The 17,388-nt window shown below is 61.3% G+C and carries 15 protein-coding genes; 8 read left to right on the top strand and 7 right to left on the bottom strand.

Annotated elements, in window-relative coordinates:
- Window positions 1-38: 38 nt before the first annotated feature.
- The gene (locus tag WD767_00175) at window positions 39-1,559 is read left to right on the top strand and encodes a cyclic nucleotide-binding domain-containing protein (GenBank protein ID MEX2614491.1); all 1,521 of its coding nucleotides are present in this window, start codon (window positions 39-41) and stop codon (window positions 1,557-1,559) included.
- Between the two features lie 16 nt (window positions 1,560-1,575).
- Here the strand turns inward: WD767_00175 and WD767_00170 are convergent, their stop codons facing one another.
- Window positions 1,576-2,769, bottom strand: a complete 1,194-nt coding sequence (locus WD767_00170; protein MEX2614490.1) for a phosphoglycerate kinase — start codon at window positions 2,767-2,769, stop codon at window positions 1,576-1,578.
- A 237-nt stretch (window positions 2,770-3,006) separates the two neighbouring features.
- Between WD767_00170 and WD767_00165 the strand changes: the two genes are divergently transcribed.
- Window positions 3,007-3,255 carry a hypothetical protein gene (locus tag WD767_00165; GenBank protein MEX2614489.1) on the top strand — a complete coding sequence of 83 codons (249 nt, stop codon included), beginning with the start codon at window positions 3,007-3,009 and terminating at the stop codon, window positions 3,253-3,255.
- Window positions 3,256-3,278: 23 nt separating this feature from the next.
- Window positions 3,279-3,755 carry an NUDIX hydrolase gene (locus WD767_00160; GenBank protein ID MEX2614488.1) on the top strand — a complete coding sequence of 159 codons (477 nt, stop codon included), beginning with the start codon at window positions 3,279-3,281 and terminating at the stop codon, window positions 3,753-3,755.
- Here the strand turns inward: WD767_00160 and WD767_00155 are convergent.
- From WD767_00155 to hydA, 6 genes are all read right to left on the bottom strand, one after another.
- A complete protein-coding gene (locus WD767_00155; GenBank protein ID MEX2614487.1) occupies window positions 3,752-4,936 on the bottom strand; it encodes an MFS transporter in 1,185 nt (394 codons plus the stop codon). The genes WD767_00160 and WD767_00155 overlap by 4 nt on opposite strands.
- Before the next feature lie 66 nt (window positions 4,937-5,002).
- The gene (locus tag WD767_00150) at window positions 5,003-6,118 is read right to left on the bottom strand and encodes an NADH:flavin oxidoreductase/NADH oxidase (protein MEX2614486.1); all 1,116 of its coding nucleotides are present in this window, start codon (window positions 6,116-6,118) and stop codon (window positions 5,003-5,005) included.
- A gap of 54 nt (window positions 6,119-6,172) precedes the next feature.
- Window positions 6,173-6,619 carry a universal stress protein gene (locus WD767_00145; protein MEX2614485.1) on the bottom strand — a complete coding sequence of 149 codons (447 nt, stop codon included), beginning with the start codon at window positions 6,617-6,619 and terminating at the stop codon, window positions 6,173-6,175.
- On the bottom strand, window positions 6,612-8,186 hold the full coding sequence (locus WD767_00140) for a DHA2 family efflux MFS transporter permease subunit (GenBank protein MEX2614484.1): 1,575 nt from the start codon (window positions 8,184-8,186) through the stop codon (window positions 6,612-6,614). The genes WD767_00145 and WD767_00140 overlap by 8 nt, the downstream gene beginning before the upstream one ends.
- 85 nt (window positions 8,187-8,271) lie before the next feature.
- Window positions 8,272-9,498 (bottom strand): HlyD family secretion protein, encoded by a 1,227-nt coding sequence (locus WD767_00135; protein MEX2614483.1) that lies wholly within the window; start codon window positions 9,496-9,498, stop codon window positions 8,272-8,274.
- Between the two features lie 275 nt (window positions 9,499-9,773).
- The gene (hydA, locus tag WD767_00130) at window positions 9,774-11,240 is read right to left on the bottom strand and encodes a dihydropyrimidinase (GenBank protein MEX2614482.1); all 1,467 of its coding nucleotides are present in this window, start codon (window positions 11,238-11,240) and stop codon (window positions 9,774-9,776) included.
- Window positions 11,241-11,527: 287 nt separating this feature from the next.
- On the opposite strand from hydA, the gene WD767_00125 reads away from it, so the two are divergent.
- The 5 genes from WD767_00125 (at window position 11,528) to WD767_00105 (ending at window position 17,308) form a co-directional block, all read left to right on the top strand.
- The gene (locus WD767_00125) at window positions 11,528-12,646 is read left to right on the top strand and encodes a DUF2336 domain-containing protein (GenBank protein MEX2614481.1); all 1,119 of its coding nucleotides are present in this window, start codon (window positions 11,528-11,530) and stop codon (window positions 12,644-12,646) included.
- A 14-nt stretch (window positions 12,647-12,660) separates the two neighbouring features.
- Window positions 12,661-14,205: a PAS domain-containing protein gene (locus WD767_00120; protein ID MEX2614480.1), complete on the top strand. Its 1,545-nt coding sequence runs from the start codon at window positions 12,661-12,663 to the stop codon at window positions 14,203-14,205.
- Window positions 14,206-14,287: 82 nt separating this feature from the next.
- Window positions 14,288-14,500 (top strand): hypothetical protein, encoded by a 213-nt coding sequence (locus tag WD767_00115; protein MEX2614479.1) that lies wholly within the window; start codon window positions 14,288-14,290, stop codon window positions 14,498-14,500.
- Window positions 14,497-15,909 carry an amidase gene (locus tag WD767_00110; GenBank protein MEX2614478.1) on the top strand — a complete coding sequence of 471 codons (1,413 nt, stop codon included), beginning with the start codon at window positions 14,497-14,499 and terminating at the stop codon, window positions 15,907-15,909. The genes WD767_00115 and WD767_00110 overlap by 4 nt, the downstream gene beginning before the upstream one ends.
- Window positions 15,902-17,308 carry an amidase gene (locus tag WD767_00105; protein MEX2614477.1) on the top strand — a complete coding sequence of 469 codons (1,407 nt, stop codon included), beginning with the start codon at window positions 15,902-15,904 and terminating at the stop codon, window positions 17,306-17,308. The genes WD767_00110 and WD767_00105 overlap by 8 nt, the downstream gene beginning before the upstream one ends.
- Window positions 17,309-17,388: the final 80 nt, after the last annotated feature.

The following is a 17,388-nucleotide window of genomic DNA, read 5'->3' as shown; positions in this document are numbered from 1 at the left end:
CTACGGATTTCCGCAAATCAACCGCGCCAGGAGCAATAATGCCGCTGCAAGGAGTGCCGATAGCGTTGTTGGGCCTTGTCGCGATTGGCATCGTATTATTGTTGATTTCGTTCCGGTTCGCCCGGGGGCGGGCCATGCGCCAAATGCTCTCCGCCGGCCTGTTATTCCTGTTTGTCAGCGCCTTTGCCATCGCTGCCGACGACCTGCCGGCAACGGTCAATATCGAAAGCGAGCATGCTTTCGCGATTTTGTTCCGTCAGTTCGCCAGTGTGTTGTGGTGGCTGTCGCTTGCCAATCTTTCGATTCGGATGACCGAGGTCCTGCTGTGGCGGGGCCTGTTCAGCGAACAGAATATCCCGAAGCTGCTGAAGGATGTCCTCAGTGCGATCTATTATATCGGCGCCCTGTTCGCCATCGTCGCCTTTGTTTTCGAGCAGCCGGTAACCGGGTTGCTGGCGACTTCGGGCGTCGTCGCCATTGTCCTTGGCTTTGCGTTGCAGAACACGCTGAGCGACGTATTCTCCGGCATCGCCCTGAACATGGAGCACCCCTACCGTCAGGGTGACTGGATCCGCCTCGATAACGGATTCGAGGGCGAGGTCGTCGAGGTCAATTGGCGCGCCACCCATCTGCGCAGCCGCCAGGATACGGAGATCGTCCAGCCGAATTCCGGCATGGCGACGGCGCGCATCACGAACTTTCACTATCCGGACCGCGGATATGCCTTCAACATACAGGTCCGCATCGACTATCGGGTGCCCCCGGCGCGGGTAAAATCCATCCTGAAGGCGGCGGCCATGGCATGCGACCGGGTCAAGAAACACCCGGCGCCGGTGCCCAGGGTCCTGAGCTTCGAAGACTCTTTTGTCATGTACGACATGAAGGTGTGGGTATCCGATTACGGCCAGCATCCCGACAATCTGGACGAAGTCCTGACCCGCGTATGGGAACATCTGCGCTGGGCCGGCATTTCCTTCGCCTTCCCGCAGCGTAATGTGCACCTGTATGACAAGGAGGAACGCGACGAACAGGAATCGCTGGCGGTCAGCGAATTGTTGCAGCAGATCGACCTGTTTGTGACGCTTCAGGATGACGAAAAGGAGCTGCTTGCCTCGCAACTGGAGCAGCGCCGGGTTCGGGCGGGCCAGCGAATTGTCGAACAGGGCGCGGAAGGACAGTCGCTATACGTCATCGCGGAAGGATTGCTGGAAGTCAGGGTCATGTTTGAAAACGACGGTGTCGAACACAAGGTGGCGCAGGTCGGCCCCGGGGATTTTTTTGGCGAAATGTCGCTGCTGACCGGGGCGCCGCGCAGCGCCAGCGTCGTCACCCTGACCGATGTCGTCGTTTACAAGATCGAAAAAATTCATATCGAGCCGATCCTGAAAGCCCGGCCGCTTATCGCCGAATCCCTCGTGGAACTGCTGAGCGCCCGTCAGGAAGCGACCCAGGCCCTTGCCAATAGCCCAACAGCCGCTGGCGGGGCCGGCGATACGGGCCACCACGGCTATGCGGAGCAGATGCTCAGCCGGATCCGGGGATTTTTCCAGCTCCACTGACGCGAATGGTCGCGGTTCAGCCCGCGTTGAGCGCCGCGACGCCGGGCAACTCCCGGCCTTCGAGCCATTCGAGAAAGGCGCCGCCCGCCGTCGAAACATAACTGAAGTCATCGGCGACGCCCGCATGGACCAGGGCGGCGACCGTATCGCCGCCGCCGGCCACGGTTGTCAGGACCCCCGCCGCCGTCAGTTTCGCCGCCGCCCGCGCCACCGCGACGGTCGCGGCATCGAAGGGCGACACCTCGAACGCGCCAAGCGGCCCGTTCCAGACCAGCGTGCGGCATTCCGCCAGATGCGCTTCGATCGCCGCGATGCTTTGCGGGCCGAAATCGAGTATCATCCGGTCGTCGGGCACGGCATTTACGGGCACCGTCGCGCTCTCGGCGCCTGCCTTGAATTCCGCCGCGACAACCGCATCAACCGGCAGCACGACGGTGCAACCCGCCGCCGCTGCGCGCGCGAGGATATCGCATGCGGTATCGGCCAGGTCCTTTTCACACAGGCTGGCGCCAACGGCGATACCCTGCGCGAACAGAAACGTATTGGCCATACCGCCCCCGATGATGAGCCGGTCGACGCTGGCGACAAGGTGTCCGAGCACATCCAGCTTGCTGGACACTTTCGCCCCGCCGACGATGGCCGCGAGCGGGCGGACCGGGTTCTCCAGCGCCGCGGCCAGCGCCTTCAGTTCCGCTTCCATGTTCCGTCCCGCCGCAGCCGGCAGCAGCCGGGCGATGGCGTCAATCGATGCATGGGCGCGATGGGCGGCCGAAAACGCATCGTTCACATAGACATCGCCGAGCGCCGCCAGACCGGCGGCGAACTCCGCATCGTTCGATTCTTCGCCGGCGTGAAAACGCAGATTTTCGAGCAACAGCACGCCATCCGGCGCCAGCGAATCGACCGCCGCCAGCGCCGGCGCACCGATACAATCCGATGCAAAAGCGACGGGCCGGCCGCCAAGCGCCTCCGACAGCGCCGCGGCGACGGGACGCAAGGTCATTTCGGGAACGACCTTGCCTTTCGGACGGCCGAAATGCGACAGCACGACAACCCTGGCGCCTTTTTCGATCAGTGTTTCGATTGTCGGCGCAAGCCGGTCCAGCCGCGTTGCATCGGTTACGGCGCCATCCCGCATGGGTACATTCAGGTCGCCGCGAACGAGCACGCAACGGCCGGCAACATCGATATCATCCAGTGTCTTGAACATGGCTCTTCAATACTTTTCCGATTATTTTATAGCTGCCGCTTACTATAGCACATCAGGTTTAAAGGGAACGGCAACAGGTTCCTTTTAAACCTGTGAAGGTGCTATATCTTCAATAAGATAGATCAGATTCACATGATTGTTGTGGATCGCCAAAGGCGATTCCAGCCAACCATGATCTGATCTAGCACGCCGAAACGCGACGGGGTATCCTTCCCGGACCGAAATCGGGAAAGCGGTATGTCCATGCTGAACGAGGCGCAGCACGCCGAACTGGCCCAGTGGTTGCGGGACAGCGAGGAAATCACGCCGGCGGACGATGAAATCGTGGGAACCCGGAAGACGCTTGGCTATTACATTGAGTGCTGGGGGCCGCCGCATGAAATAACGTCGCTGGACAGCGGCGCGGAATTGTCGATATGGCGTGGTGAGGGATACGCTTTCTGGATCGCGGATTTCGGCGAGGTAAGAGCCGCAGCCGTATATTGAACCAGGCAGGAGCTGGATTACAGGTGAACGATCGCGAAAACCATATGGCGGCATTGCGCCAGACAGGATTCTGGGGCCGGGCAGCGGCGGGTTGCCTGATCATGGCGGAGGAAACCGGCCGGATACTGATCCCGCACCGGTCCGAACACTGCCAGCAGCCGAATACCTGGGGGACCTGGGGCGGCGCCCTGGACCACGGAGAATCGCCCGTGGATGCGGTACTGCGCGAGCTATCGGAGGAAGCGGGATTCCACGCGCCCGTGGAGACGATTCCGCTGTATGTCTTCCGGCACGAATCGGGGTTTCAGTATCACAACTTCCTGATCACGACGGCCCGGGAATTCGAACCGGCCATCAACTGGGAGACACAGGCCTTCGCCTGGACCGAGTTCGGCAACTGGCCCGAACCTGCCCATTTCGGCCTAAAGGCGTTGCTGGCGCATGATGAGAGCCTGGCAATCCTCAGGCAAAAGGCCATGGCGGCCGTCAGGCGGCTTTAATCCGGTCCGGCGCGTTTCGCCGGCCGCAACAGCATCAGCCCCACAATCAGTGCCGGCACGGCGCAGACAATAAAGCCGAGGCGATAACTGCCGGTGACGCCAAGCAGCGTCGAATACAGCAATGGCAGGGTCAGCCCACCGAACTGGCCAAAGGACAGAACGCCGCCGGTCACGGCGCCGCGCATCGAATCCGGCGCAAGACGCACCGCCTCCGCCAGCAGTACCCCGTGCCACGAAAATACCGTTGCGCTCACGCCCGCGGCGACCAGCACGATCATCAGTTTGGACCAGCCTGCGTCGAACAGGCCGGTCAGGCCAACGGTTCCCGCCATCGCCATTGCCAGTACCGCCAGCATGACACGCGGCGATACGTAACTGCTGCTGAGCCAGCCCCAGAAAATACGGCCCAATACCGCGACGGAGGTCGCAATTGCAAAAACCTGACCCGCTTCCTTGAGGCTGTAATCGAGATGCGTCAGGTAGATCACGAAATACGCGGTGAAGGTTGCCTGCAACCCGACAAAGGCGAAACAGCCGAAGGCCAGGCTGCGAATTTCCGGCTTGCCGAGAACCAGGGATATGGTTCCCTTGAAATCCGACAGGCGGAATTTCCGGGTCATGTCCTTGTCGCTGTCGAATTCGCCGCGGAGCGGCTCCAGCATGACAGCGAAAACGATGCAGGAGGCGCCGATGATCAGCAGGGTATCGCGCCAGTCGAACCTGTCGGTAAGAAACGGACCGAGCAGCCCCGCGATCAGCAGTCCGGCCGGAACGGCTGTCTGCTTGATGGAAAAAACAAGGGGCGCCCGTTTCGGCGGCGAGTAACGGCCCAGCAGGTGAGAACTGGCCGGAGTCGAAAACGCCGAACCGCCGATAACAATCGCCGACAGGACCAGTATCGGCAGGATCCCCGGCGACGCCAGCCACAGGCCGAGGCCCATCATGACCAGCGTCACCTGGCTCATCCGCAAGGCGCCGTACCGTACGATAATGCTGCCGCAACCGACCTGGACGACCAGCGAGGTCGCCGCGATCATGCCGATATAGATACCCAGCCAGGACGGGTCGATATCCAGATCCACGAGGATCACCGGCGCCAGGATTGCCGGCAGGACCTTGCCGAGTGCGATAAAGGTCTGCTGCACGAACATCGACCCGAGGGCCAGAAGGAGCCACTTCATACCAGACAGGCCTCCGCCACCCACACTGTGTTCATCGTTGGATTTCTCCGCCGCAACAATATGCCGTCAGGCGGATTTCGACCTGATCGAGACTTCACCCATCCGGTCCGGATGTCCGCGATCGTACTGCACCGGCATATAGGGTCGCGGGTCGCCCAGTTCATGCGCGGCATGCCACGCCCAGCGCGGGTTGTAGAGGAAACCGCGCGCCAGCGCGACCATGTCCGCATGACCGTCCTGCAGGACCTCCTCGGCCTGGCGGGGTTCGGTAATCAGGCCGACGGCCATCGTCTTCATGCCCGTCGCCTTGCGGATCGCTGATGCAAACGGCACCTGGTAGCCGGGCGTGACGGGAATCCGCTGCAATGGCGACATCGCGCCGCTGGACGCCACGACATAATCGCAGCCGCGATCCTTGAGCATCGCCGCAAAGGCGACCGTGTCCTCGATCGTCATGCCGCCATCGATCCAGTCGACGGCGGAGACCCGGACGCCCAGCGGCTTGTCCTTCGGCCAGACCGCCCGCACCGCTTCGAACACTTCCAGTGGAAAGCGGGCCCGGTTGGCGATGGCGTCGCCGCCGTACCGGTCATTGCGTTTGTTACCGAGCGGCGACAGAAAGGTTGCCAGCAGGTAACCGTGCGCCGCATGCAGCTCAATCATGTCGAAACCGATCCGTTCGGACCGGATCGCACCATCGACGAAGGCCTGCTTGATCCCCGCCAGTCCTTCGTCGTCCAGCGCCTTCGGCACCGGCCAGTGATCGTCGAAGGGAATGGCGGAGGCGGCGACCGTCTGCCAGGCGCGGTCCCCTTCGGCGCGCGGCCCGCGACCGTGGAACGGCGCGTGCGACGAGGCCTTGCGTCCCGCATGGGCAAGCTGGATACCGAGCGGCGCTGTGCCGTGGATACGGCTGAAATCGATGACTTGGCGCAGCGCCGCCTCGTTTTCATCGTTATAAAGCCCGAGACATTCCTGCGTGATCCGTCCTTCCGGCGTAACGGCGGCCGCTTCCGATATGAACAACCCGACACCGGCATAGGCATATTGCGATATATGCTGAAGATGCCAATCCGTGGCGCAGCCTTCCCGCGCGCTGTACTGGCACATCGGCGATACAACAATCCTGTTCGGCAGGGTGAGGCCGCGCATTTCCAGCGGGCTGAACAACAGACTCGACATGGCGGGTATTCCTTTCCAGAAATCTTGTTATTGGGGCATGACCGGCGAACGGAATCAGTCTTCGTCCTCTGGCTGCAGGCTTGAAACCAGGACGCTGCACGGCGCAACGGCCAGCAGGTTCTTTGAGGTCGATTTACGCCACCACCGCTCGATCGTCATGAGACGGCGGTGGCCGACGACGATCAGGTCGGCATTGATTTCCCGCGCCGTCGCGGCGATTTCATCGACCGGGTCGCGGAACCCCAGCCGTCCTTCCGCGTTGATGCCGCGCTTGCGCAGCCGCTCGACCCCATCCTGCAGGAAGGCATGAATTTCCCGCTGTTCCTCGGTGACGAGATCCGCCGGGTTCACGTCGCCGGCAATCGGGATTGCCGTGGAGGACGTAATAATCGCAAGCAGATGAACGTCCGCACCGCAGAACTGCGCCAGTTCCGCCCCCTGACGCAGGGCCGCGCGGTATTCCGGGCTGCCGTCATATGCAAGAAGTATTTTCTTAAACATTCTTCACCCGCCCCGCCCGTTGCAATATCCATGTCGGAATTAACGCACAAACGAATACGAAAGACACAAACAGGAATCCGTCCTGGAACCCCTGTGTTTGCGCCTGTGCCGCCACCACCTCGCCAAGATAGTGCAGGGCGCCCGGTTCATGCAAAGCGGCCGGTACGCCGCTCTTATCGAGCAGGGATTCCACCGACGACAGGAACCCGCGAACGGCGGGATTGTCCGCCGTCTGCGTCGCGGTCAGCGCATCGCTGTGAAATTCCGTGCGCTGGGACATGAACAGCACCAGCGAATTGATCCCGATGGAACCGCCAAGCTGTCGCATGAAGTTCAGCGTACCGGAGCCGCGCTGCAACTGGTCGGGAGACAGGGTCCGCATCGCGCTGGATACCAGCGGCGGCATGATCAGCGCCATGCCGAGCCGCCCGATACAGGTAAATCCGGCGATCAGCCAGAATGCCGTATTGGTGTCGGCGCCGGACAACAGGCCCGTACCGACGGCGAAACACAGCAGCCCGACCATGATCGGCATATATGCTGGCACCCTGTCCGCAACACGGCCCGCAATGGGGAACATGATAATCAGCATGATACCGGCCGGCACGAGAACGGCCCCGGCCGCCGTCGCCGAATATCCCTGCACGGTCTGGACAAAGACGGGTATGGCGTAACTCGACGCCATGTTGCCGAACCCGAAGACGACTCCGACCAGAACCGCGGAAGCAAAACCCGCATTGCGGAAGAGGTTCATGTCCAGCAGGGGCGAGGTATTTTGGAGCTGCAATGCAACAAACATTGCGGTCGCCGAAACACCGATGATCACCCGCAGCAGGATTTCGTTAGACGTCCAGCCATAACGCTGTCCGTCCGCCATCGCGGATAGCAGCGCGACCAGTGCGATAGCCAGGGTGATGAAACCGTACCAGTCGAACGGAGGCAGCTTGCGGAAGGTCAGACGGCCCGGCATCAGTATTGCGCCGAATACGAAGGCCAGCGCGGTAAGCGGCAGCGGAATGTAAAAAATAGCGCGCCACGAGAACGTGTCTATGGCGATCCCGCCGACCAGCGGCCCGAGCCCGGGCGCCAGCATGATTGACATCCCGTACATGCCCATCGCCAATCCACGCTGATTGGCGGGAAACACCTGGAACAGGACGACCATGATCAGCGGCTGGCTGACGCCGGCGGAAAACCCCTGCAATATCCGCCCGACAATGATGAAATCGAAACTCGGACTGGCCGCCGCAATCGCCGTACCGATGAAAAACACCAGGATGATCAGCAGGAAGGTGATGCGTTGCCCGAACGCATCCACCAGCCAGTTGTTGAGCAACTGGCTGAGCGTCATGGTCGCAATAAACGCGGTTGCCATCCACTGGGCGCGATCCTGGCCGATACCATAGGCGCCCATGACGCTGGGGACCGCGACATTGACGATTGTCACCGACAGCACCATCGACATCACGCCGAGCATGCCGGCGAAGGTCACCAGATAGCGGTATTTCGGGCCGAACTGTTCGAACCGGTGCTCGATGGAATCAGGTACGATTTCCCTTTCCGCCACGAATTCACCCTTCGCCTATCGCCGCCGGATATTTCACAGGCATTTCCGCTGCGCCCCATGCCAGGGCACTTCCTGCAATGCGCAATTAATTGTCACGGATATCGATATTTATCTCGACCATCATGCCGGGTCGGAGCTTTCGGTCCCGCTGTTCGACAGCGATCCGTACCGGCAGGCGCTGGGTAATCTTGGTGAAATTGCCGCTGGGGTTGGGGCTGGGCAACAGGGCGAATTCCGCGGTAGTGGAATTGCCGATCGCGATCACATGACCGATGAACCCCGGGTGGGTGTCGCCATTGTCCTGTGAGGCCACCCCGAACAGGGCAAGCGCACGATCTATAAGACCTTCGCCCGGATAGGCGTCGACGGAAATCTCCACCCGCTGGCCGATGCGCAGTTTGCGGACTTCGGTTTCCTTGACATTGGCTTCGACCCAAATGGTTTCAGGGTCATGCATCAGTACCAGCCGCTGGCCGGGCGTCACATATTCCCCCATGTCGACGAAGGTCTTGTCAATAACGCCCTTTACGGGCGCGCGGATCTTCCGGTCGCCAAGGTCAAGCTTCTGACGCGCCAATTGCGCCCTCAATTCGTTCTCCTCGTAAACCAGCTTGGCAATCTCGCTATCGAGAACGTCAAGCTGCGCTCGCTCTGCTTCGGCTTCCGCCATCTTGTTGCGGGCCGCCTGAACCGCGGCCAGGGCCGTACGATGTTCACCCGAAAGCTGCTGTTCGCGGGCCAGCGCTTCATCATATTGCTTGCGGGCGATTATCTTCTTTTCGAAGAGCGACCTGGATCGCTGGAATTCGGATTGCGCCAGCTGCAATTGCGGTTTCAGCGCCGCCAGTTCCGCTTCCGCTGTACCGAGAAGCGCCTGTTCGGTGCGATACCGGGAACTGGTCTGGATATCGACCAGCTTCTTTTCCGCCATGAGGCGCTGCCGGTCGGCCTCGATACCCTGTATCCGCGCTTCAAGCTGGGTTACCAGCAGCTTCGACTCGCGGGAATCAATCTCGACGATGACCTGACCCCTGTCCGTTTCGTCGCCTTCGGTGACGCGGACCCGGTCGATCCAACCGGCGACCCGACTGCTGACCGTAATCAGATTGCTGCCGATACGGGCATCGTATTCATAGACATGCGTAAACCGGGATATGATTTCCTGAACGCCCAGATACCCGCCAATTCCGAGAACGAGGACAAGCACGAGATACCGGACCCAGCCGCGCCCTCTGCGCGCAGGCTTGTGTTGCGCGGCATCTTTTGCATCCGAGTCCTTTGTCTCCGGACTCTCCTTTTCGGTATCGGGCAATCTGTCGTCTCCTTAGCAGAGCAGGCTTTCGAAAACAGTGCAGGCTCTAGACCGGCGTTTGCACAGTGGTGACGCCATGGCGACCGCAACCGTCGTCAAACAGCCTGTCTGCAAATACCGAAGCGCGTCACACGATCGATGACACTTAAATAGCGACCGAAGACCGTATTCGAAGCATTTCCGGTCCCGATCACACCATCACAAAACATACACATTAGTACGTATCTATCAATATCATGGGCGGATCAACCGGTTATAGAAATGCTACCGAACCTCTAGAAAAGGATTTGCGCGCCGAAATTACGTCTGGGATCCAGTTCCTTCGGGATGCGGTTGAGCGGTACCGCAAAGCCGGACCGGTCGCAGGGGAGGAATTCACCGCTGCCCTGTCCGGCATGCAGTTCGCCACCGTCGATGACGACGCGGCCCCGGCTCAACACGGTCACGGGCCAGCCTTGCAGCTTCATGCCTTCGTAGGGCGTATAGCCGGTATTGTCATGCAACATGTCGGCGCTGAGGGTCACCTCGCGCGCCGGATCCCAGATAGCCATATCCGCATCCGAGCCGACGGCAATGGCGCCCTTGCGCGGGTAAAGCCCGTAAAGCTTCGCCGCCGCAGTCGCGGTCAGATCGACGAAACGCTGCAGATCGATCCGCCCCTTGCCGACGCCTTCCGAAAACAGCAGGGGCATCCGTGTCTCGATCCCTGGCAGGCCATTGGCGATCTCCTTGAAGGATGCGTTCGGCCCGGCCTTCAGCTTGCCGGTTTCGTCAAAGCGGTACGGCGCATGGTCGGAGGAAAACACCTGAAACACACCCGTCTGAAGCCCGTTCCAGATGGCTTCCTGCCCCGCCTTGTCCCGAGGCGGCGGGCTGCAGCAGTACATCGCGCCGTCCATCCCTTCGCGGTCCAGGTCGTCGAGCGTCAGGAACAGGTATTGCGGGCAGGTTTCACCATACACCTTCAGCCCCTTCGCCTGGGCCATGCGGATTTCCTCCATTGCCTCCTCCGCGGATACATGGACAATCAGCAATGGCGTATCGACCAGACGGCCCAGCGCGATGGCCCGGTGCGTCGCCTCGCCTTCCGCGATCTGGGCATGGCTGACGCCGTGAAACTTCGGCGCCCGGTTGCCGCCGTCCAGCAGACGCTTCGTGAGCCAGCGGATCATGTCCCAGTTCTCCGCGTGGATCATGGTCATCGCGCCCTCGCGCCGCGCCGCGGTCAGCACGTCGAGCATCTGGTAATCGTCCAGCTTCGTGCCTTCATAGGTCATGTAAACCTTGAACGAGGTATAACCGTCACGTATCAGCGCCGGGAGTTCCTGGCCCAGCACCTGCTCGGTCGGATCGGCAATGATCATGTGAATGGCGAAATCGATCACCGCCCTGGCGTCGCCCAGCGCCCGATAGTCATCGACGACCCGGCGCAACGATTCCCCGCGGTTCTGTATGGCAAACGGGATGACCGTGGTCGTCCCGCCAAACGCCGCGGCCGTCGTTCCACTGCGAAAATCGTCCGCCGACATGATTCCCATGCCGGAAAGCTGCTCGATATGGCAGTGGCTGTCGATCCCGCCCGGCAGAACCAGCTTGCCGCCCGCATCGATTTCCCGGTCGCCCGCGGCAATGCCTTCGCCCAGCGCCGCAACGCGTCCGTCCCGGATTCCGATGTCACACCAGGCAGTGTCGGCCGCGGTAACAACGGTACCGCCGCGAATGACCAGATCAAACGTCGCCATCTTGCGCCCCTTCACCAAATCTGCTGCGTTGTTTCAAGGACGATCTTCCGACAATAGGTTCCCGATGTCATCCATCAGGGAATCGCCCGCCATGCTTCCGGGTTTTAGCGATGCCGCCAGGGGTTTGCGCCGCCGATTGAGCCCGTTTAGCTGGAAGTGAAATGTGTTTATAGTGAATTTACGTTAACGAAATGGTAAGCGCGCCCAAATTACATTAAGATTTGGATTAAAGTAATTATTCAACAGGTTCAGGCAGCATCGTGCTGCATTATTGTCGGGAATAACCAATGAACAGGATGGCACCGGCCGAAATTGACGGCGAAAAACTGTTCGCGCTTGCCCGGGATAAAACACCCGATGCGCAAAAAGCGCTGGCGGAAGCACTCGGCTCGCTGCCTTTCGCCCGTGACGGAACCATGACGGACCGCGAGCGCGGGTTGATGTTCGATATTCTGGGCCATCTGGTCCACGAAACAGAAATGTCGGTTCGCCGGACGGTCGGTGCATGCCTGGCGGAGATACCGGATGCACCGCGCGACCTGGTCCGGCTGCTGGCCAATGACAATATCGAAATCGCCTATCCGCTGTTGACAAAGAGCGGCTCGCTGCACGACGAAGACCTGATCGAGATCATCAAGCAGCGCACGCAGGAACACCAGCTTGCCGTTTCGATCCGGCGGAACCTGAGCGAGGACGTCTCCACCGCGCTGGTCGAAACCGAAAACGAAAATGTCATCCGGTCGCTGCTGAAAAACACCGATGCGAAAATTTCCCGTGCCACAATGGAGTATCTTGTCGAACAGTCGCAGCGGGTCGATTCGTTCCAGGAACCGATACTGCGACGCCGCGATGTTGACCCGGAACTGGTCAAGCGGATGTTCATCTGGGTTTCCGCTATCCTGCGGCAGGTTATTATCGACGACTGGGACTTCGACGCAGCAACCATCGACAGCCTGATTGAGCGCGCAACCGTTCGCGAGATTCAGGCCGCGGCCTATGATGCAAGGGAGCTGTCAAAGTCCCAGCGACTTGCCGACAATATGAAATCTATCGGCAAGATGAATCCCGAAACCATGGTAAAAGTGCTGCGGGAGGGCGAGGTTGCGTTGTTTATCGCCATGTTCACGAAGTTCACCGCGCTGGACGAGAAATTCGTTCGACGCATGCTGTTCGAGCATGACGGCAATGCCCTGGCGATCACCTGCCGCGCCGGCGGGATCGGCAAGGCCGTGTTTGCCTCTATCTTCGCCCTTACCCGGCAGGGAAGCAAAATGAAAGAGGAAGAGATCGCCAGGGAAACCCAAAAATGCCTGTCGGTATATAACGAGACATCGCCGGAATCGGCGATGGACACCGTTCGACGCTGGCAGGCGAATAGCGTTTCGCATCTGTCCCCCGGCCGATAGAAGGCAGCAAGGCAATGCCGGATTCAACCCATGACGACCAGGATGTCGTCGACATCACGCCACGGGTCGACGACAAGACGATTGCGGCGATGGCCATCGGCAAAGCCGCGGCCGCCGAGCACCGGCTCTACAACCTTTCACGCCTTGTTTCCGCCTGGATATGGGAAACCGATGCGGATTTCCGGCTGACCAACGTCTCGCACCGCATCTTCGAAATCCTGGGAATCCACCCGCAGGAACTGATCGGCCGGAGGCTTGGCGAAATCGGTTCCTTCATTACACTGGAGGATTTTCCGGAAGGCGGCGAAAGCCAGTCCACCTTCCGGGATGTCTTTTTCGAAGCAGCCGGCCGTAGCGGCCAGAAACATCTGTTCCTGATCAGCGGGTTACCGGTTTACGATCAGGATTCCGGCGCGTTTCAGGGCATGCAGGGTATTGCAGAGGACGTCACCCGGCATCCCCGCGCCGACGCGGAATTCGAAAAGCTCTTCGCGGCGCTGGAAGACAGCCTGATCATGGTCATGATCGCCAACTCGGAAGGCGAAATCGAGTATGCCAATGCCAAGTTTCAGGAAGCGACCGGCTACAACCTCGACGACCTGAAACAGATTTCGCCCGAAGTGCTCATAGAGTCCGCCAAGGCGAAAAGAGAGGAGCGCTGGGAGACGCTTCGCGACGGAAACGAATGGCGCGGCGAAACCCACTACCGGCGCAAGAATGGCGCGTTATTTCCCGTCATTGAAACGATATCGCCGATCCCCTCTCCCGATGGCGGGATCGACCGGATCCTATGGGTTGTCGAGGACGAAACCGCGCAGCGCGTCTATCGCAAGCACCTGTCGCCACGCACATCGCCTGAACTCTTCACCGACATGCCGAGCCGTATAAAGAACGCCGTCTTTTTGGTGCTGTCCAGCGATAACTGCCTGATCACCAAACTGCAGATGGAAAATATGGCGCTTGACGACGCGCTGAACCGCCTGCCCATTGGGGTTATCGTCGCCGATGCCTTCAGCCGTCCGATCCGCATGAACCGGTCGGCGCAGGAAATCCTGGACATGAATGACGGCCTGACGCTCGGCCGGGACGGGCTTCAGGGCACTGTTGACGGCAAGACAGTCCGGATGCGCGATATCATCTGGCGCACCGGCCGGGAGGCCAGTACGAAAAGCAGAACGGATGCCACGGGCGCGGTCGCGCTGGAGCGTCCATCCGGATACCGCCCCCTGTCCGTTGTCGTGACACCGCTGCGCAGCGAATCGCATTATTTCGACAAGGATCGGCCCGCGGCGCTTATTTTTGTCAGCGACCCCGAATCCCACCCTGAAATCGACGAGAACCGTCTGAGCCGGTTGTATGGATTGACCCGGGCGGAATCGCGCCTTGCCGTTCTACTGGCGCAGGACCTGAGCCTTTCCGATGCCGCGGATGAACTGTCGGTCAGCCAGCATACGGTCCGCACCCATGTCAAACGCATCTTTTCCAAGACGACCACCGAACGCCAGTCGGGCCTGATCCGGCTGCTGCTCAGCGGTCCCGCCCAGGTCCGGAAGGACTGAACCGGCTCGGCTGCTTGACAGGCGTGGGCGGCGATGGCCTGCTTCGGAAGGTAATTGCGGCGGCAAAGGGGGATTGCACCACATGAGCGGAAATCACGAACTCGACCCGCAGGGCCTGGCGCGGGCCTTCGGCCTCGACAGCCTGGCGGATGCCTATCCCGACGATGTCATGCGGGCCGCAACCTTCGCAAAATCGCTCGCAGAGAGCCTGCCGCGCGATCTGAAACCCGCGGAAGAGCCGGCGCACGTGTTCCGCCACGAAGCGCCCAGGGCGGTACCGGGAGCGGAAACATGACCGATTTCGCGCGTCTTTCAATTGCCGCCGCGTCGAAGAAGATACGAAGCGGGGACATCTCGCCGGTCGAATACACCCGGGCGCTGCTGGACCGGATCGAAGCCCATGACGCCGGGATCAATGCCTTTATACGGGTTCTGCCCGAACCGGCCCTGGCTGCCGCCAGGGAAGCGGAAGCGGAAATCGTCGCCGGCAACTGGCGCGGCCCGATGCACGGGGTTCCCTATGCGCTGAAAGACATCATCGACGTGGCCGGCGTTCCGACCACGTGCCACTCGAAAATTCTTGCCGGCAATATTGCCGAAAGCGATGCCGAAGTCGGCCGCCGGCTGAAGAACGCGGGCGGAATCCTCATCGGCAAGACCTCGACCCATGAATTCGCCATTGGCGGCCCCTCATTTGACCTGCCCTGGCCGCCAGCGCGCAATCCATGGAACCCGGACCATTTCACCGGCGGTTCGTCGAGCGGTTCGGGCGCCGCCCTCGCCGCCGGGTTCGTGCCCGCGGCGCTGGGGACCGATACCGGCGGATCGGTCCGCAATCCGGCTTCGTTCTGCGGCATCACCGGCATGAAGGGAACCTATGGACGCGTCAGCCGGCGCGGAGTCTTCCCGCTGTCCTTCTCGCTGGATCATGTCGGGCCGATGACCCGCGGCGTGGAAGACAATGCGCTGCTGATGAATGTCATTGCCGGCCCCGACCCGGCGGACCCGGGCAGCGCGCCCGTGGCCGTACCGGATTTCACCGCGCTGCTGGGACAGGACATAAGGGGCATGCGGATCGGCGTCATCCGGCATTTCTACAACCGCGATATGGAAGCCGACCCGGAAATGGCGCAGGGCATCGAGCGGGCGATAGACGTGCTGCGCGGGCTCGGCGCGGAAATAAGCGAAATCTTCCTGTCGCCGCTGAATGAGTACGCTGCGGCAAACCGGATCATCCTGCTGTCGGAGGCTTTCGCGCTGCATGAGAAATGGTTTCGCGAGCGGCCGCAGGACTACGGTGAGTTGTCACGCAAACGGATTATCGGCGGCGCGTTCATCCGCGCGGCGGATTACGTTAACGCAACACGCATCAAGGCCCGCCTCGTCCAGGAACTGGCCACGGCAATGCAGGGCGTGGATGTTGCGGTGACCGCATCCAGCATGGACCCTCCCGGCCGGCTCGACGACGCCGACGGTCTGGAGGCCAATTACGGGCGGCAGGCCCGGGCCCCCTTCAACCTGACCGGCGTTCCCGCGATTGCGATCCCGACCGGCCTGTCGAATTCCGGGTTGCCGCTGTCGATGCAGATCGTCGGTAAACCGTTCGACGAGCCCAGGGTCTACCAGGTCGCCCATGCCTATGAGCAGGCGACCGGCTTTGGCGCGCAAATTCCCGACCTTGAAAGTATCCGTATCCATGCCTGAATTCCTGCTGAACTCGCTCGCCGATATTGCCGCCGCATTGCGGTCGGGGAAAACCACCGCCACCGCCCTTGCCGAGGAAGCGAATGCCAATAACGCCCGCCGGGGTCCGACGCTGGATGCGTACAAGACCCGCAATCCGGCGCAATTTCTCGCCGAGGCGCGGGTGGCGGACGCTGCATTTGCCGCCGGGCTCGATTTCGGCCCGTTACAGGGAATTCCCGTTTCGGTGAAGGACCTGTATGGCGTGTCCGGCTATCCGACATTTGCCGGGACACCGGCGGCCCTTTCGGATCAGTGGACCACGGAGGGTCCGGTCGTCGAGGCCCTGCGCCGGTCGCTCGCCACCATCTCCGGCAAGACGCATACGGTCGAATTCGCCTTCGGCGGCCTTGGCACGAATGCGCATTGGGGAACGCCGCGCAACCCCTGGGATGCGGAGGCGCACCGCGCGCCCGGCGGGTCCAGCGCCGGCGCCGGGGTCAGCCTGTGCGAAGGGTCCGCCGTCATTGCGCTGGGCAGCGATACGGCGGGGTCCGTCCGCGTGCCGGCCAGTTTTACCGGCGCCGTCGGTGTCAAAACCAGTTTCAGGCGATGGTCGGTCGACGGTGTCGTGCCGCTGAGTCCCAGCCTCGACACCACCGGCATTCTGGCGCGAACGGTCTCGGACGCCATTCTGGCATTTGCGGCGATCGACCCCGTTACCGCCGTGCCGCCGGCCGTGCTGCTTGCCGGACTCAGCGAACTGGACGTATCGGATACCCGCATCGGCCTGTGCACGCGGCATTTCGCGGATTGCAGCCCCGGCGTCGCCGAGGGCGTGCAGGCGGCGCTGGATGAACTCGCCGCCGCCGGCGCGCAGATCGTCGATGTCGACCTCCCGGAAGTCATGGAAGCCGAAGAAATTTTCATACGCGGCGGCCTTGCCGCCCCCGAGTTCGCCGCGTTCATCAACAATGTAATGTCGGCGCGAAAGGCCACGCTGGATCCCAACGTCGCCGGCCGGTTCGCCAGCATGGAAGCGATTACCGCCATCGAGTATCTGAAACGCCGCGATCGGCTGGTTTACCTGGCCGCCGCCATCGATGACTGCCTGGCCGATATCGACGTTCTGGTGGGCCCGACAGCGCCGATCACCCCGCCACGGCTGACGGAGATCGCGACGCCGGAAGACTATCGGGCGCATAACATGCCGGCCCTGCGCAATACCCAGACCGCCAATCTGCTGTCCCTTTCGGCGGTGACCATGCCCGTCGCGCTGGATGACGCGGGAATGCCCGTCGGCCTTCAGATCATGGCGCCGCTTAACGAAGATGAACGCGCCCTTGCCGTTGCGCTGGCGTTTGAACGGACGCTCGGCACCTGCCGCGAACGCCTCGGCACGCCGCCACTCTGCCGATAACCCGGCAACCCGATCCGGCATCACGGGAATCCGGTCGCGACAGTCCCGTTTTCGCGCCATTAATTTTTTTTAGTCCATGG

The sequence above is a fragment of the Alphaproteobacteria bacterium genome, from assembly GCA_040905865.1.
In the GTDB taxonomy this organism is placed as follows: domain Bacteria; phylum Pseudomonadota; class Alphaproteobacteria; order UBA8366.
Note: the sequence above shows the minus strand (reverse complement) of the source record. Positions and strands in the feature narration are given on the sequence as shown.